The sequence below is a fragment of the Polynucleobacter sp. UB-Siik-W21 genome, from assembly GCF_018687415.1.
Taxonomy (GTDB): Bacteria; Pseudomonadota; Gammaproteobacteria; order Burkholderiales; family Burkholderiaceae; genus Polynucleobacter.
On the sequence record NZ_CP061289.1, the window covers coordinates 1,663,123 to 1,680,176 of the forward strand.

Below are 17,054 nucleotides of genomic sequence, written 5' to 3' on the forward strand. Positions count from 1 at the left end.
AACTAAATTAGCTTTCTTTCATCACCATAGATGATTGAATAGCGGCAATATTAGCGGCACCCATCTGCTGCATGGTTGATTTAAATTCAGTTTGCAAAATTTCCATGACGCGCTCTACGCCGGGTTGTCCAAAAGCACCCAAACCCCAGAGATAAGGACGACCCACACAAACTGCATTCGCTCCTAATGCCATTGCTTTAAATACATCGCTACCTCGACGTACACCACTATCAAATAGAATGGGTACCTTACCTTTTGCCACTCTGACAACTTCAGGCAAACACTCAATCGAACCGCGCCCACCATCTTCACTTCTGCCGCCATGGTTTGATACATGAATTCCATCAACGCCATATTTGAGGCAAAGTTGCGCATCCTCTTCAGTCAAAATTCCCTTGATGATGATTTTCATTTTGGTGGTATCGCGCACCTGCTTAATAAAGTCCCAAGTCATATTAGAAGAGGTCATCCTGACGCCAGTCATATCAATTCCATCATAGTTTGGTCTTTCTTGCGCACTGCCAAAGCCATGCACATGGCAGCCTGCACAATTTCGCGGATCCAATTTCTTAAGACGGGCAAAAGTTTCTTGATTTCTTCCGCCATTACGATCAACAGTAATTTCTAAAACAGGTGCCCCAGCTTTTTCAACCCGTCGAATAACTTGCTTAGCAACTGCAGGGCTAGAAGTTGCATATAACTGAAACCAAACCTCACCTTGACGAGCAGCGATGACGTCTTCAATTGTGGAGGCTCCAGCATTTGACAGGATATTTAAGAAACCACCCGCTCTCGCCGCTCTCGCAACCGCTACCTCTCCCTCTGGGTCATATGCCTTATTGCCACCAGTTGGGGCAATAATGATGGGAGAGTTCCACTTAGTTCCAAAAAGCGTAATAGAGGTGTCAATTTGACTCACATCGCGTAAACGACGAGGACGTAATTGGTACTTTAGAAATGAAGTGCGATTTGCTCTTAATGTCACCTCATCATCAATGCCTGATGCCATGTAAGCAAAGTGTGCTGGAGGTACTTTCGTAAATGCTACTGGCTCAAAATCAAAAACATTGATTGCTTCCTTTGGATTGGATATCAGATCCAAGGGAGTATTTGGCGCCCAAATCATGGGGTCTGGTCGCTTCGTGAAATTTCTGATTAACTCTCTCGGATCTTTTGCTTCTTGAGCAAACAAATCTTGATTAGCGCTAAGGGCAAACAAGGGGCTGGCTGCAAGCCATGTTAAGAGCTGTCTACGTTGTTCATTTCGGTCCTTGCGATTGCTCATGTCTCCTCCATCCTATTTTTTGAGCTACAGGTATTTCAACCACTGTATTACATTACCTCAAAGCCTCTAATACTGCTTTTGCCATAGATGCAGTATTTCCTTTGCCATTGATATCCCCGGTTCTAGCATTTGGATTAGCAAGCGCTACTGAAGTTGCCTCTGACATCGATCTTGCCATCGCCACAGCCTCTGGGATATTCCGGCTATAGCCAAGCCAATCAAACATCATACGAGTTGATTCAATCATGGAGTATGGATTGGCAATGCCTTTGCCTACGATATCCGGAGCTGATCCATGAGTGGCCTGTGCCATCACCACATCACCATCACCGATACATAAACCTGGCGCCATTCCCAAACCGCCAACCAGACCTGCAGCTTCGTCTGACAAAATATCGCCAAACATATTCGTAGTCACAATCACATCAAAGTTTTGGGGGTCACGCACTAAGCGCATTGCCATAGTGTCAACGATCACATCATCAACGAGGACATCTGGATATTCTGGTGCTAGTTTTTTACACTCCTCAACAAACATACCGCAACCTAGTTTAAAGACTGTATCTTTATGGACGTAGGTCAAATGCTTCTTGCGTTGACGCGCTAATTCATAAGCTGCTTGGGCAACGCGACGGCTACCAGTTCTGGTAATCACGCGCATAGACAGAGTCATTTCATCGCTTGGACGAAACTCTGCATTACCTACCAACATATTCCGATCTGGCTGAAAGCCCTCGTTGTTTTCACGAACAATAATTAAATCAATATCATCACGAAGACACCCAATATCTGGGTAAGAACGTGTTGGTCTCACGTTTGCAAACAAATTAAATTGCTTACGCAAAATTGGGTGGGGATTGATGGCGTTAGCCTGCTTTGGATAAGCACGATGACCAATCGGACCCAAGATCCATCCATCCAGAGTATGGAGAGTTTCTAAAGTTTCAGGTGGCAGAGTATGGCCATGAGTATCGAGCGCGCGACGCCCAATGGGTAAAGGTACCCACTCGATATTCACTTGATGCAGTTTTGCAGCTGCTTTGGCAACCTCTACTGCAATCGGCACAATCTCATGACCAATGTCATCGCCTTCTAAAATTCCAACTCTTAATTTCTTCGACATGACCTACTCTTCCAATTGAATATTGCGAGCTTTTGCCAAGGCAGTCCATCGCTTAGTTTCATTTTTAATAAATTGACCGAATTGTTCAGGAGACATCGGCATAGGCTCAACTGCTTCAATTAATAACTTCTCCCGCATCTCCGGTAACTTCAGTGTAGCAATTTGCGTTTCATTTAAACGCTTCACAATATCCGATGGAATTCCAGCAGGGCCTACCGTGCCATACCATTGCATTGCGTCAAAACCCTTAAAACCGAGCTCTTCCATAGTTGGGACGTCTTTTAAGACTGAGCTGCGTTTTGATCCCGTAACCGCTAATGCACGGACCCTGCCTGTTTGTATATATTGCAAAGCCGCAGCTAGGCCTGGGAACATAGTCTGCGTTTGACCGCCTAATAGATCGTTAATCGCTGGGGCAATGCCACGATATGGGATATGCAGAATGTAAAGACCAGTTTCCTGCTTAAATAATTCCATGGTCATATGTGTCAAAGATCCCTGACCAGCAGTACCGTAACTTAACTTCCCTGGGTTCTTGCGCGCATAGTCGATAAATTCTTTCATGTTCTTGACTGGAACCTGACTATTCACAATCAAGACGTTTGGGGTCGCACCAATCATCCCAATCGGCGTGAAATCCTTAATAGGGTCATAAGGAACTTTTCTTGTCGCAGGATTTGTACCATGAGTGGCCACATAACCCTGCATCAAGGTATATCCATCAGGCGGCGCTCTCATGGTGGCCTGAGAGGCAATGACTCCGCCCCCACCACTTTGATTCTCCACTACAAAAGTTTGGCCCAAAACTCGCCCCCAGCGCTCAGTAACGACCCGTGCAATCATATCGTTACCACCACCTGCCGCAACAGGAACGATATAACGAATGGGTTTTGAGGGGTATGCCTGTGCCCTCACAGAAAATGGCAGAGACAGAGCTAGCGATAAACCTAAAAAATTGCGGCGCTTCATATGTGCATTCGTATCTTGATAGAAAATTAGGATAACTGAATTTAGGGCTTGCTGTATATTTAAGTCATCCATTAAGTAAAAAAATATGAGCAAAAATATTCTGGTTGTTGGAGAGTACGGCAAGATCTTCCTTGATCCACTTAGTGCAGTACTTGGAGATCAGTGGGCAATACAACATTGGACTATTGAACAGCCCAAAGCAGAGCTATTTGACTTAGCATCTAAAGCCAGCATTCTGGTAGTAACAGCAGAGCTGATCTATTCAAAAGATAAGCAACTGATTGAAGATCTCATTAGGGCTGGCAAGCAATTACAGTTAATTCAGGTACCATTTTCTGGAATGGAATGGCTTCATCCAGATTGGCTACCAGCGGGCTGCAAGGTCTGCAACACCAACCAACACTCTGAGCCAATCGCTGAATATGTCATGCTCGGCATCTTAGAGTTTGCTGTCAATATGCGCTTAATGGATCGCGAGCTACGTCAAGGTCGCTGGACTTACGGCGGATCAATTGTGCGAGGTAAGAAGCATAGTGAAATTCAGCATAAAACCATTGGTTTTATAGGCTACGGCCACATCGCAAAGCGTGTTACTGAATTAGCCACTCCTTTTGGCATGAAGTTTCTGGCCATTAGTCGTAACCCTAAGCAAGACTCAAGACTGGCATGGTGGAAAGACAGTTCACATCTTGATGAATTACTTTCTGAGAGTGACTATATCCTCATCACCTCGCCTCTTAGTGACAGCACGAGAGACCTGATTAATGAACGCACGCTAAAAAAGATGAAACCAACAGGTGTCATCATTAATGTGGCTAGAGGTCCCATTATTAATGAAGAGGCTATTTATCAAGCCCTGAAGCATCGTCAGATTGGTGGTGCTCTTCTTGATGTTTGGTATCAATATGCCAGCACTGAAAACTTAGAGATGCAACCATCAGCCTTTCCGTTTCATGAGCTCGACAATGTCATCATGACACCACACACTGCCAGCTGGACGGATGATCTCGATGCGAGACGTATCGAATCGGTCACGCAGAATATTCAAAACTTCATCAATCAAAAACCACTAGTAGAAGTTGTGTACTAGCGGTTTTAAGCTTACTGAGGTGCTAGATTAATTTTTGTAGCCAGGATCTAGTTTTTCAACAATACGCAACATGGCAGGCCATTCCATTTCACCAAAAGGCCTTCTGACATTGGGTTGATAGAGATGATGCGTCTTCTCTATCACCTCTTTTGAGGGCATGGTGAGCTTCACCCCCGAAGAGAGCGCATCCACCTGAGCTTTGCAGGCCATCTCCAACCAATATAAGGTATTAAATGCTTGCGCTACGCTAGGCCCTACTGCTAGCAAACCATGATTCCGCAAGATCATGGCGGTTTGATCGCCCAAGTCCGCCACCAAACGGGTTTGCTCATCAAGATCTATCGCAACACTTTCGTAGTCGTGATAACTAATGCCATGAAAGCGCATGGATGTTTGCGTAATTGGTAAAAGGCCACACTCCATAGCAGAGACTGCCATACCAGCACGTGTATGCGTGTGAATGACACAGCTGACATTTTCTCTTGCACGGTGCACCGCACTATGAATTACATATCCTGCTTGATTAATACCAAAATCAGGATTGGGGTTATAAATTACTTCGCCATCTAAATTAATCGTGACTAAATTAGAGGCGGTGACTTCGTTGTACATTAATCCATAAGGATTAATCAAAATATGATCGTCTTTACTGTCTGGAATTCTGGCAGTGATGTGGTTATAAATCAGATCACTCATTCCAAAATGGGCAACCAGTCTGTAACAAGCGGCTAAATCAACGCGTACCTGGCGTTCTGCAGCTGAGACAACATAATTACTCTTAGTCATTACTTCATTGCTCCATTGGTTTGATATTGAAATCACGGATCAGCTTACCGGTATTTTCATTATCATTTTTTATGAATAGAGCAAACTCACCCGAGTTAGTTGACATCCGCACCTCAGCGCCACTCTTAGCTAACTTGGCACGAGTTTCAGGCTCTTGCAAGATTGCGTTGATTTCATTGAGTAAGGTTTTTTGAATCGCAGGCGGCAAGCCTAGCGGGCCAAAGAGGCCGAGCCAAGCACCAATTTCAAAGCCCGGAAAGCCCTGCTCTACTACTGTCGGTATTTCCGGAGCAAGTTCTGTCCTCTTCAGAGTCGCTACAGCAAGAGGCTTTAACTTACCAGCCCTCACCATTGCAATGCTAGAAGAAAGCGTATCAAAGGTCACAGGTAATTGCCCACCAATCACATCTGCTTGCGCTTGGCTACTTCCTTTATAAGGAATCTGAGTCATTTCAACGCCAGCTCGTTTAGCTAAAACTGACATTACCAAGTTACTGGTTGCACCATTACCAGTAGAGCCATAGCTCACTGGAGTTGAACTCTTTTGTGCATTCGCCAAAAATTGCTGCAAGGTATTAGCAGGATCATTCGGGTTGACCACCATGAGATACGGCAACCATACCAACATGCCAATCGGTGTGAAATCAGTCAGCGGGTTATAAGTCAGATTCTTATAGATATGCGGATTAATTGACATGGGTGCAGATGCACTCACCAACAGGGTGTAGCCGTCTGGTTTCGCTTTCGCTGCAATGCCCGCACCAATACTGCCAGCAACACCTACTTTGTTATCTACTAAAAACTGCTGACCCATACGCTGAGAGAGTCGATCAGCCATGATGCGAGTCACAGTGTCTGTCCCTGTGCCCGGCGGAAAGCCAATGATGATCGTGACGGGTCTATCAGGATAGGCAGCTAAGGCTACTATGGCATTGCTAGCTAAAAAGACAAGTCCAAAAAACTTTATTAAGCAATTCAATTTCACGATGCCCTCAAATAGTTTCTATATTGATATTTATTTTTCTGGCTTAAATGTACTATCCAAAAACTCCTGGACACCAGTAAACATCAACATGCGATTCTTTTCCATAATGATGGTGTGAGTACCTTCGCTGATTTGCAACATGATTTTGTAAGGCGCATTTTCTAGCTTAGTAAAGTACTCATACATCATGTAGCTTGGCAAGTCCGCATCCCACTCTGCGTGAACCAGCATGACTGGCACACGAATATCTTTAGGCTCATAAACCGGTATGCCTGCTGTCCAGAACTCACGTGCATCCTGAATGGTTCCATTAGGTGCACGCAGTTTTTTAGGGCTCTGTGTTTTTCCCCAAGGATCGGTTTCAAAGGTGGCTACAGCCCACTTCTCAAACCAGCCATCGGGAATCAATGTGGCTTTGGCACTCTCTGGCACACCAGTCAACCAACGATTCTTGGCATCGGCAACCGAAGCGACACGATATGCGCCTAAAGGACCGCCTTTGTCTGTTAATGGCGCACCGCCTTGACGTAACCATTGCGGTGCATACAGCACTAACTTGTTAACCTTTTGATTATTTTCAGCTGTGTACTTACCCATGATGGTGGTACCCCATGACCATCCAAGTAAATTCAACTTATTAATGTTGCGCTTCTTCAAGATGTAATCTACGGCACTAGACACATCACCGACGGCAACATTGGTACGGACTATCGGTGGATTTTGCTCAGCAGGTTGATCCATCTCTGGTGGACGAGTCGATTTTCCATAGCCACGCAAATCAACTAGCCAAACGTCATACCCCCTAGCAGCGATGTACTCCATCCATGATGTGCCACCTAAAGATAAGTCAAACGCTGTCTCTGCGGGATAGGTTGAGCCATGTACATAAAGCAATGTTTTTTCAGGGGAAAACTTTTTCATTCCCGCTAAATGCTTATTGCGGACATACAGAGAAATACCAGGGGTATCACTCTGAATCATGTATTCATTCATCTCGATTTTGCCAGCAGCAAAAGCCTGAGAAAAACCCAAAAAAGCGAGTAGACCAAGGAATAACTGTTTACTTGATTTCATTACGTCTCCTGATGATTTTTTGTGTAATTTATTCACAGACAATATTACTATTAACTAGTCAGATTGAGTCAATTTAACCCAAGGAATCCAGCCCATCCGTATATGTTTGCGAAAGGTGCAGAACTGCATTGAATGCCTCTTTTAAATAGTCCTAATCACGGTATCAAAAGCATAGCTAATGGAAGATACCAATAGAGTCTGATCCGAAAGAGCAGATACTTTAAATAAAAGTAGCAAATTTCACTTATAGAGGAGACAAAATGATTAAGACTGCTATTACTAAAAAGCTAGCCTTAGCTGCATTCGGTTTTGCAATTACGGGCAGCGCTTATTGCGCAACTTATGTTTACATTTCCAATATTGAGGATGCTGACATCACAGCATATGAACTCACGGCTGGGGCAAGTCCACACTTAACTTCAGTTGGTCGTTTCCCCGCTGGAAAATTTGTGATGCCCATGGCGGTGACACCAGATAATAAAAATTTGTATGCCTCTGTGCGCTCCAAGCCCTTTTCTTTATACATGTATCAAATTGATCAAGCCAATGGACAGCTAAAATGGACTGGTGCAATTCCATTGCCCGATAGCATGGTTAGCGTCTCGACTGATAAAACCGGTAAATGGTTATTGGCCACCTCTTTTGGCGGTCACAACAATAGCGTTAATCAAATCCAAGCAAATGGTTACGTTAATCCCGTTCCAGCTGAGGCCTTCCCTAGTGGTGGAAAGAATCCGCATGCGATCGTATTTGATCAGTCCAATAAGTTTGTTTATGTTCCACAACTAGGTACCGATGAGATCAAAATTCATACCTTTAATGCCTCTCAAGCAAAGCCCTTATCAGAGACAGCCAGCTCAGTAGCACTTCAAAAACAACAGGGGCCAAGACATATCGTCATTTCGGCGGATAATAAATTCGCTTATGTCATTACTGAGATGACTGGTGAAGTAATTGTTTTCTCTAGAGATATCAAGACAGGAGCCTTAACTCAAATTCAGGCTGTATCCAGCCTGCCAAGTGATAGCAAGTTAGTGCCAGGAAGACCAAGACCTCCTACCGGATCCCCAGAAGCCACTGCTTTTGATGATTCCAATATGATCTTCTGTGCCGAAATTAAACTGACACCTAACGGTAAATTTCTTTACACATCAGAGAGAACAAAAAGCACTTTAAGCGGCTTTGAAGTGGATACCCAAACTGGCAAAGTAAAGTATCTATTTACCACCCCGACAGAGGAGATGCCTAGAGGATTTAATGTTGATCCGAGCGGACAATTTTTGGTTGCTACAGGCCAGAAATCTGACAAGGTTTCCCTTTACTCTATTAACCAATCTTCAGGCGAGATCGCTCTAATCGAGAGAGTTCCTGGAGGTAAAGGGGCGAACTGGGTCACTTTTGTAAAAACGAAATAAGCTTCAGAATTCTTTTTTTGATTGAGACTAAATACCGCCTGCAGGCGGTATTTTCATAAGACTAAAGGTGACATCATGAAAGTGATAAACAATAGAAAACGTCAATTTTTACAATATGGGGCTAGCCTGATAGGTGCCTCGGCTGTGAGTAGTATCAGCCAACCCGCTTACTCTCAAGGGGCAAAATGGGTAGGCTCGCAGTACCATAATCAACCTGCAATCAGCCACCAACATTCTTTTTTGGTGGATATGTGGTCTGCTGTCGCTCGTGAAACCAATGGGCAATTACAAATTACGGTTTATGCCCAGAACAATCAAATTCCAGGATCAGACCCACAGGCCTTAGATATGCTGCAGCGTGGAGATCTGGAGTTCTTTACCCTCATGGGCGGAATCTTAGGAAAAGTAGTGCCCATTGCAGAGATCCAAGGCATCCCCTTCGCTTTCCAAAATAACGCTCAGGTCTATGCTGCTAATGACGGATCCCTAGGTGAATACATAGCAAAAGAATGCGCAGCCAAAGGAATCTATCGATTTCAATACGGACTACTAGAAAATGGATTTAGGCAAATTGGAATGATTGATAAGGCAATCTATACTCCAGCCGATTTATCTGGAATGCGCATTAGAGTTCCCGATGGTGAAATGTTTCGCGATCTATTTAGCTCTCTTGGGGCAACACCTGTCACCGTAAATATTCGAGAGCTCTATGAATCAATGAAGACTCGTAAGGTTGATGGACAGGAAAATCCTCTCGTCATCACTGAAGTCAATAAGCTGTATGAGGTCAGCAACAATCAATCTATTACAAATCACATGTGGTCTGGATTTAATCTCTTGGCTAATCAGAAATTCTGGAAATCGCTGCCAGGTGACGTTCAAGAAGTAGTTCTCAGGAATGTCAAAAAATATGTTTCCCTACAAAGAACCTATACCAATAATTTAAACAAGCAACTTGAGGTCACTCTTACAGAACGCGGTCAAAAATTCAATCAAGCCAATATCCAAAGCTTTAAAGATAAGCTAGGTGATGGCTTCTACGGAAGATGGCGCGAGCATTTTGGAAAAACGGGTTGGAACCTATTAGAACAATCTGTTGGAAAGTTATGAATAGGCTCTAAACTCTAAAATAGATTGTTAGCAGCTTTCAGTTGAATGACTTCATGCTTTAGCTGATGACTGCTCCTTCATTGCGGTCTTGACCGACTCCGGCGTAAATGGAATCGTTCTCAGTCTCACACCTACCGCATCAAATACTGCATTAGCAATGGCTGCAGGAATGGTTGTTGGGGTTTGCTCTCCCGCGCCCCATGAAGGTGTACCAGGTTGGTCAATCAACACGGTATGGACTTTAGGAACTTCATTGAAGCGAATAATTGGGTAAGAGGCCCAGTCAACACTCTCAATATCGCTGCCCTTCCACTTCACTTCCTCCATTAATACACGGCTGACCGTTTGTATTGCACCACCCTGAATTTGATTTTGCACACCATCAGGATTAATGATTTGACCGCAATCATGTGCAACATACAAATTCTTAACCAAAATCTTGCCAGTCTCTCGATTAACCTCTACATCAGCAACTGTAGCAACATAGGTAATAGCGTTGTTGTATCTCACATAAGCAATGCCACGACCCTTAGCGATATTGCTGCCTTGATTAGACTTATATGCTGGATCCCGACTTTGCCAGCCCGAAGACTTCATCGCCGCACGGATCACTGCAATAGCTCTAGGATCCGTTAAATTCTTGATACGATACTCCGCAGGATCAGCATTACTAGAGATAGCAAGCTCATCAATAAAAGATTCATTACCAAAGCTATTCTCAATTCTTCCGGGGCTTCTGAGATGGGAAGATCTTAAGAAAGTTTGCGCAATATGTTTGGTATTGACTGAAATATTAGGCACTGCATAGGGTGCCCCAGTATTTTGAAAGAGGAAGCCTACCCAATTTCCAGGACGAGGAACTCCCGTATCGGTAGCAGCAAGCAATGGAAAATCTAAAGGCTTCATAAATGCAATGTGATTCAGGGCGATATAAAAATCACTCTTCCAGCCAATAATATTTCCCTTGCTATCCAAACTGGCTTCGAAGTCCATCGTTCTTGGTGGACTCTTTGGTGCGAGTGCAGTTTCATCATGACGCATCCACTGCATGCGTACAGGCTTACCTAGCGCAATAGCAGCTAAGGCAGCGTCGGCAGTAGCATCTTCATGCCCATTGCGACCGTAACAACCAGAACCATCTAGATAGATCAGGCGAATTGAATCTTTTGGTAAACCAGTAATGACTGCTAACTCATGCTGCATTGAATGGGTTGCCTGAGAGGCGCTCCACACCGTCAGTTTTCCATTCTGATAATCAGCTACCGCACAAGATGGGCCAATTGAGGCGTGTGTCTGCACAGGAAAATTGTAGGTAGCTTTGATATTTTTAGCGCCTGAACCAATCACGCTATTAACATCTCCCACCTTCTGGGTTACCTCTTCCTTTGCAAGCGGCATTTGTCGCCACTCTTGAAAGATAGTTTCTTTCTTTGGTAAATCGGGTCCCTTTTTCCAAGATACCTTGAGATCGCGAGCCGCCTTGACAGCACCCCACTCTGTGGTCGATATCACAGCGAGGTAATCGCCTTTGCGGACTGTTTGGACATAGCCTTTAATGTTCTTCAAGGATGCGTCGTCATAGCTTTCTAATTTAGCGCCAATCGAGTCTGGACGAATAACGCGAGCATGCAGCATGCCAGGCAACCTGAAATCATGCATATATACATATTCGCCGGTGACCTTGCTCGGAATATCAACGCGTGGAATAGATTTACCCACAACTCGGTATTCAGTATATTTTTTCAAGGGAACTTTAGTGTCAACCTTAATCTTGAATCCCTCACCAATCAGACTACCGTAAGTAGCCTTTTGACCTGGATTGCTGATGGGGAAAATAACGCCATCTCTCACCATTAATTCTGAAACGGGTATTTGCCATTTAGCAGCAGCTCTCTCTAACAGAGCTTGTCTCGCATTAGCAGCAGCTTGACGCAATTCAGTGCCGCCCTGAGAAATAGAAATCGCACCACCCGTAATCCATTGATCTGGAGTGGTGGCTGTATCACCCATCACCATTTCAATACTACCAAATGGAACATAGAGCTCATCCGCCGCCATTTGCGCTAGAGCAGTTTTCACACCAGTCCCTAAATCTACTTTGCCAGAAAAAATAGTGACCTTACCGTTTTGATCAATACTCAACCAAGAGTCAACGGCCTCTCTACTGACTTCTTTAGGATCTCTTAAACCATACTGATTCGTCGGAGCAGCCTCTAAACTCAAGGAGAAGCTGACCATCAATACACCAGCACTGCTGGTCTTTAAAAATTCACGGCGTGTAAATGTATTCATATAAATACCTGATCTCAAGGAATTGAGGAAATTAAGCTGCTAAATAGCGCTTCACGGCTGCAACAATGCGCTGATGGGTACCACATCGACATAAATTACCGGACATCGCTTCGACAATCTGCGCATCGCTGGGATTTTTATTTTTGGCCAAAAAGGCTGAGGCCGTCATAATCATGCCATTCAGACAGTAGCCGCACTGAGCTGCCTGCTCATCAATAAAGGCCTGCTGAAGTTTGCTGGGTTTTTGAGTGCTACCTAAGCCCTCAAGCGTAGTAATTTTTTTACCACTCACACTCTTAGCAGGCGTGACACAGGACCTCACCGCCTGCCCATCTATCTGCACCGTACAAGCTCCGCACTGACCTAAGCCACAACCAAATTTGGGGCCCTTCATACCAAGGTCGTCACGTAATGCATATAACAATGGAATGTCATCATCTACATTAATAGATTTACTCTTTCCATTCACTAGTAAAGTAATTTGTGTCATATGCTTCATTTCCCATGATGAAATTTTAAAAAACAGAATGTCTCACATCTTCCTAGATTGCTTAGAATCAAGTCTAGGTTTTTTCTAATTAGTATCAATTTATACAATAAAGAGAATGGGGTATCACTAGTAAATACCCGCACTCAGCCAGACGATGCTGTTTGAATACATCAGAAAACCACCCGCTATTCAATAAATGGTCTTTTTGGGTATTTTTAAAGTCTCACTTCTTGAGTGCCGAAATGAGGCATTTAGATAATTGTTCATAGTGGTTATCTGCTTTGGCCGTTAAGTGAACGAGCTTTCTGCGGCCATCCTCTTTATCTTCAAGTAAACGTATATAGCCTTTTCTAACTAAATTCTTTAGGCGACCATGTAAGGTGGCTTGCGATCCAAATTGCTTTAATAAAATTATCTGGCCTACTAACAAACTTTCGTCTCTGGCAGTAGTAAGAAAGATGTAATTTAATAACTGCTCTTCAAGCCAATCTAATCTGGTACTAGGGCTATTGGTAGGTAAGGAGGCAACCGCATTTAAAAAACAGGCAATGGGTGTGGAGTGAATTAATTTCATTAGGAGTGTGCTTATGCTTTCTATCCCACAACAGATCATCACCAAAAGGATGAAAACCACTTTGAACGGGGATTACGTCAATAAGCACCCTCAGTATCAGAAAGCTTCTAGTTATTAGCAAGAATATAAAGATGCTTAAAAAAGCTTTTAAATTAAAAGCTTTTTTCACTACCAATTAAGAGTTATTAGCCTTAGAGTAAGGCATGTTCAGTGAAAACCATCCACTTCTGATCGAGTCTATCTTTAGATTACGGAAGTGGGTCCAAGAAAATCTTCCTATTGAAAATTCTTTGATTGCCTATGATCTGATTTTGCTACTCTCGATTCATAACTATGCCAATGGGCATATTACGATTAAGCAGCTCTTTGCATCCCTGCCTCATTCTTCGACAGCAGTCAGATCTCACTACCAACGCTTTATCGATGATGGCTGGATCGAGCATTACCCTGATCTACTGGATAAACGGATCAAATACGTTAAACCGACCAAAAAATTTATCGACATTATTAATGCCTTTACTGAAACCACAGAAGAGATTTTTATCGTTAAAGATAAAGAAAAAGTATGAGGTAGCTTGTATTTTTGATGTTAATCTCTAGCAGCGATTAAAAAGCACCCCGGAGAGCGCCATGACTCAAAGTCTTGAACAGGTTTATCAAAAATTAGAAACAATGCAAGCAGATTTAGAGGATCTGCGTAATACCTATAAAGGCGTGAGCAAAAACTATCAGGAGGCGCTCTCATCCCTTAAAGAACTGACTTTGCAATCTGCAGAGGCATCTAAGCGAGCTGCCAAAGCAGCCGAGCAATCCAGACTAGCCGCTTTAAATGCCATGAATGCTGCAGAACTCGCCTCTAAAGACAAATCCTTTTTGGCGGTAGTGGAGTCTTCAGTTAAAGCAGCAGTATCTGCTGCAATAGCGGCGATCGAGTCAGCTGCAGCAGCTGCAGCAGCTGCAGCTGCTGCAGCTGCTGCGGTTTCTCAACACGCTGAAGAAGCGCTACTCAAAGCCTCGAGTGAAGCAGCTGATGCCTCTCGGTTGGCAGCTGATTCAGCAGCAGAAGCGGTCAAACTATCGAATCAAGCTCGCGAGATTAGTGATTTGATGAAGAAAAGTGTTTAAAAATTACCAACAGCAATACTTGTTGGCTTAATGATTCTTCTCGTAGGCTGCTAACTTTTCTTTGAGCTTGCGCTCTTCTTGGAATCGTTCTGTTTCATCGCGAATAATGGCTGCAATCGCCATAGGCTGATCCTGATCATCAAAAATCATCGTGACTGAAAAGGCAATTGAAATAGATCTACCATCTTTATGCACTGCTGGAACCCGCAGCAAAGTATTGCCATACTTCGTTTTGCCCGTTTCCATCGTGTGAAAGTAGCCTTTAGAATGGCGCTCCCTAAAACGCTCAGGCGTAATGATGCTGAGTGTTTTTCCTAAAGCCTCTTTTTGGCTATAGCCAAAAATACGCTGGGCTGACGCATTCCAGAACAAGATATTCTCATTTCGATCCGAAATAATCACTGCTTCGCCAATATGGCCCACCAGTGCTTTGAAATCAATCCCATCTGACATGCGTAATCTCTATTGTTTAGTCATTTCTTACTAAGAATACTCCAATAAAAAAGCCACCCGAAGATGGCTTACTAAGAGACTAGTTTGATTAGTAAGTCTTATAAGAAAGGTACTTACCTGATAGCACTACCTGCACACGATCACCTTTTGGATCTGGTTCGCGTTGGATATCCATTGAGAAATCAATCGCACTCATAATCCCATCGCCAAATTCTTCATGGATCAACTCTTTGATCGTGGTGCCATATACGCTCACAATCTCATACCAACGATAGATCAGTGGATCGGTTGGCACTGCAGTTGGTAAAGAGCCTTTATAAGGAACAATTTGCAACCAAGCCATTTCTTCATCGGTCAAGTCAAATAACTTACCAGCAGCTTCAGCCTGTGCTTTAGTAAAGGTCATTTGGCCCAAGCAGCCTGCAGTAACCCATTCCTTTGACTCGCCAATTGCTTTGGCAATGTCACTCCACTTCATGCCTTTACGAACTTTGGCTTCGATAATTTTCTGTGTCACTACTGAACGATCCATCTTTTTCTCCTAAGTTTTAAGTTTGAATTTATTGAGTCACTGGGGTTTGTAGACCTGGGCATACCAAGATTGGCTGGTAGCCGTCTAAACCTCCAGCAGATCCTTTAGCCTGCAAATCCTTAGAACGATTGACTAAAAAATCAACCAAGTGATTTCGCATGGGGTAATACATCGGATCATGGTGCAAGCTTGCCCTCTTTCGATCCTTAGGCAATGTATTGATGACGATTTCGGCGATCCGTGCATTCGGCCCATTACTCATCAACATAATTTTGTCTGAGAGTAAAATCGCTTCGTCCACATCATGCGTAATCATGAAAACCGTTTGCTTGGTTTCGCTACAAATTTTGAGCAACTCATCCTGAATCACGCCACGCGTCAGGGCATCCAATGCACCAAAGGGCTCATCTAACAAAAGCATTTTTGGTTCAATTGCAAAAGCCCTGGCGATACCAACCCTTTGTTTCATGCCACCAGATAACTCAGAAGGCTTCTTATTTTCAGCATTAACGAGCCCAACCATTGCCAAGTACTTTTTAGAGTGATCCGAAATCTGCTGCTTTGACCAATCTGGGTACTTAGACTTCACCGCAAAGGCAACATTTTGCAAGACCGTCATCCAAGGCATTAATGCGTGCCCCTGAAATACAACGCCACGATCAAGGCTTGGGCCATTAATTTCTCGACCCAGCATATAAGCATAACCACTGCTAGCATCTTCAAGACCAGCCAGCACGTTCAAAATCGTTGTCTTGCCACAGCCCGAATGGCCAATGATGCAAACAAACTCTCCGCGCTCAATTTCAAAATTGATACCCTCGAATACTGGTGGCGCATCCGTCTTGTATGACTTACTTAGACTCTCAACTTTTAAAAATGAATTTTCATTCTGCATAAGAAACTGCCTTCTGTAATCTTGCAAATGCCATATCTAAAATCATCCCAACTAGTCCAATCATCACAATGGCAAAAATTACGCTGGAGATAGATAGGTTGTTCCATTCATTCCATAAGAAATAGCCAATTCCGGTGCCTCCAACAAGCATCTCTGCGGCAACAATCACCAGCCATGCAATGCCCATTGAGATTCGCATTCCAGTCAAAATCGTTGGCGCAGCTGCTGGCAAGATCACTAAAAAAGCTTTTCGGAAAGGGGAAACTTCCAGAGTCTTAGTGACGTTTAATAATTCTTTGCGAACATTGGCCACACCAAATGCTGTATTGAGCAGCATGGGCCATACTGAACAAATAAAGATCACAAAGATGCCGGAGATGGATGAATCTTTAATCGTATACAGCGCTATTGGCATCCACGCTAAGGGAGAAATAGGCTTTAGGATTTGGATAAACGGATTAAATGCCTCATATGCCAATGGCGACATCCCAATTAAGAAGCCGAAAGGAATAGCTACTAACATTGCAAGCAAAAAGCCAAGCCCAACTCGAGCTAAGGAATATGCAAGCTGAATACCAATCCCCTTGTCGTTAGGACCATTGTCATAAAAAGGGCTTGAAAGTTGCTTATAAAAGGTTTCTCCCATTTGGGTTAGCGTTGGAAATCCAGACTTCTCCACAGAAACCCCGCCACCCTGCCCCATCAGGGCTTGATACTCACTGGTGCCTGTACTGACTACTGGAGTAGAAACTACCTTTGGGGCAGTTGCGATATGCCAAAGCAATAATGCAAAAACCAAAATGGCAACCGAAAGTATGGCTCCACGAACTTTGATAGAAAGCTTATTCATGTTTAT

General features: G+C 43.7%; 18 protein-coding genes. 5 read left to right on the forward strand and 13 right to left on the reverse strand.

Going from position 1 to position 17,054, the window contains the following annotated elements; translation table 11 throughout:
* Nucleotides 1-7: 7 nt before the first annotated feature.
* The 3 genes from C2756_RS08705 to C2756_RS08715 are packed head-to-tail and all read right to left on the reverse strand — an operon-like array spanning nt 8 to nt 3,377.
* A complete protein-coding gene (locus C2756_RS08705; RefSeq protein WP_215318675.1) occupies nt 8-1,285 on the reverse strand; it encodes an alpha-hydroxy acid oxidase in 1,278 nt (425 codons plus the stop codon).
* A 52-nt stretch (nt 1,286-1,337) separates the two neighbouring features.
* Complete coding sequence (locus tag C2756_RS08710) at nt 1,338-2,408, reverse strand: isocitrate/isopropylmalate dehydrogenase family protein (protein WP_215318677.1); 1,071 nt, start codon at nt 2,406-2,408, stop codon at nt 1,338-1,340.
* 3 nt (nt 2,409-2,411) lie between these two features.
* Nucleotides 2,412-3,377, reverse strand: a complete 966-nt coding sequence (locus C2756_RS08715) for a tripartite tricarboxylate transporter substrate binding protein (RefSeq protein WP_215318679.1) — start codon at nt 3,375-3,377, stop codon at nt 2,412-2,414.
* Nucleotides 3,378-3,462: 85 nt separating this feature from the next.
* Between C2756_RS08715 and C2756_RS08720 the strand changes: the two genes are divergently transcribed.
* The gene (locus C2756_RS08720; RefSeq protein ID WP_215318680.1) at nt 3,463-4,467 is read left to right on the forward strand and encodes a 2-hydroxyacid dehydrogenase; all 1,005 of its coding nucleotides are present in this window, start codon (nt 3,463-3,465) and stop codon (nt 4,465-4,467) included.
* A gap of 27 nt (nt 4,468-4,494) precedes the next feature.
* On the opposite strand, the gene C2756_RS08725 is transcribed toward C2756_RS08720, so the two are convergent.
* Genes C2756_RS08725 through C2756_RS08735 form a run of 3 tightly spaced genes read right to left on the reverse strand, consistent with a single transcriptional unit; the run spans nt 4,495 to nt 7,312 of the window.
* Nucleotides 4,495-5,253, reverse strand: coding sequence for a class II aldolase/adducin family protein (locus tag C2756_RS08725; protein WP_215318682.1), 759 nt, complete (start codon nt 5,251-5,253; stop codon nt 4,495-4,497).
* A 4-nt stretch (nt 5,254-5,257) separates the two neighbouring features.
* Complete coding sequence (locus C2756_RS08730) at nt 5,258-6,238, reverse strand: tripartite tricarboxylate transporter substrate binding protein (protein ID WP_215318684.1); 981 nt, start codon at nt 6,236-6,238, stop codon at nt 5,258-5,260.
* A gap of 30 nt (nt 6,239-6,268) precedes the next feature.
* Entirely contained in the window at nt 6,269-7,312 is a 1,044-nt protein-coding gene (locus C2756_RS08735; protein WP_215318685.1) for an alpha/beta hydrolase, read from the reverse strand.
* 260 nt (nt 7,313-7,572) lie between these two features.
* Between C2756_RS08735 and C2756_RS08740 the strand changes: the two genes are divergently transcribed.
* Both C2756_RS08740 and C2756_RS08745 read left to right on the forward strand, forming a co-directional pair.
* Nucleotides 7,573-8,727 carry a beta-propeller fold lactonase family protein gene (locus C2756_RS08740; RefSeq protein ID WP_215318688.1) on the forward strand — a complete coding sequence of 385 codons (1,155 nt, stop codon included), beginning with the start codon at nt 7,573-7,575 and terminating at the stop codon, nt 8,725-8,727.
* A 75-nt stretch (nt 8,728-8,802) separates the two neighbouring features.
* Entirely contained in the window at nt 8,803-9,837 is a 1,035-nt protein-coding gene (locus C2756_RS08745; protein WP_215318691.1) for a TRAP transporter substrate-binding protein, read from the forward strand.
* Between the two features lie 51 nt (nt 9,838-9,888).
* On the opposite strand, the gene C2756_RS08750 is transcribed toward C2756_RS08745, so the two are convergent.
* The 3 genes from C2756_RS08750 to C2756_RS08760 form a co-directional block, all read right to left on the reverse strand.
* Nucleotides 9,889-12,129 carry a xanthine dehydrogenase family protein molybdopterin-binding subunit gene (locus C2756_RS08750; protein ID WP_215318693.1) on the reverse strand — a complete coding sequence of 747 codons (2,241 nt, stop codon included), beginning with the start codon at nt 12,127-12,129 and terminating at the stop codon, nt 9,889-9,891.
* A 31-nt stretch (nt 12,130-12,160) separates the two neighbouring features.
* On the reverse strand, nt 12,161-12,619 hold the full coding sequence (locus tag C2756_RS08755) for a (2Fe-2S)-binding protein (RefSeq protein ID WP_215318695.1): 459 nt from the start codon (nt 12,617-12,619) through the stop codon (nt 12,161-12,163).
* A gap of 223 nt (nt 12,620-12,842) precedes the next feature.
* The gene (locus C2756_RS08760; protein ID WP_215318697.1) at nt 12,843-13,193 is read right to left on the reverse strand and encodes a winged helix DNA-binding protein; all 351 of its coding nucleotides are present in this window, start codon (nt 13,191-13,193) and stop codon (nt 12,843-12,845) included.
* A 203-nt stretch (nt 13,194-13,396) separates the two neighbouring features.
* Here C2756_RS08760 and C2756_RS08765 point away from each other — a divergent pair, with 203 nt between their 5' ends.
* Entirely contained in the window at nt 13,397-13,762 is a 366-nt protein-coding gene (locus C2756_RS08765) for a hypothetical protein (protein ID WP_215318699.1), read from the forward strand.
* 61 nt (nt 13,763-13,823) lie between these two features.
* A complete protein-coding gene (locus C2756_RS08770) occupies nt 13,824-14,318 on the forward strand; it encodes a hypothetical protein (RefSeq protein WP_215318701.1) in 495 nt (164 codons plus the stop codon).
* Nucleotides 14,319-14,345: 27 nt separating this feature from the next.
* Here the strand turns inward: C2756_RS08770 and C2756_RS08775 are convergent, their stop codons facing one another.
* The 4 genes from C2756_RS08775 to ntrB all read right to left on the reverse strand — a co-directional run bounded on the left by C2756_RS08775 (nt 14,346) and on the right by ntrB (nt 17,048).
* Nucleotides 14,346-14,771, reverse strand: coding sequence for a PAS domain S-box protein (locus C2756_RS08775; RefSeq protein ID WP_215318703.1), 426 nt, complete (start codon nt 14,769-14,771; stop codon nt 14,346-14,348).
* An 88-nt stretch (nt 14,772-14,859) separates the two neighbouring features.
* A complete protein-coding gene (cynS, locus tag C2756_RS08780; RefSeq protein WP_215295609.1) occupies nt 14,860-15,303 on the reverse strand; it encodes a cyanase in 444 nt (147 codons plus the stop codon).
* A 28-nt stretch (nt 15,304-15,331) separates the two neighbouring features.
* The gene (locus C2756_RS08785; RefSeq protein WP_215318705.1) at nt 15,332-16,198 is read right to left on the reverse strand and encodes an ABC transporter ATP-binding protein; all 867 of its coding nucleotides are present in this window, start codon (nt 16,196-16,198) and stop codon (nt 15,332-15,334) included.
* The gene (gene ntrB / locus C2756_RS08790) at nt 16,188-17,048 is read right to left on the reverse strand and encodes a nitrate ABC transporter permease (RefSeq protein ID WP_215295613.1); all 861 of its coding nucleotides are present in this window, start codon (nt 17,046-17,048) and stop codon (nt 16,188-16,190) included. The genes C2756_RS08785 and ntrB overlap by 11 nt, the downstream gene beginning before the upstream one ends.
* Between the last annotated feature and the right edge of the window lie 6 nt (nt 17,049-17,054).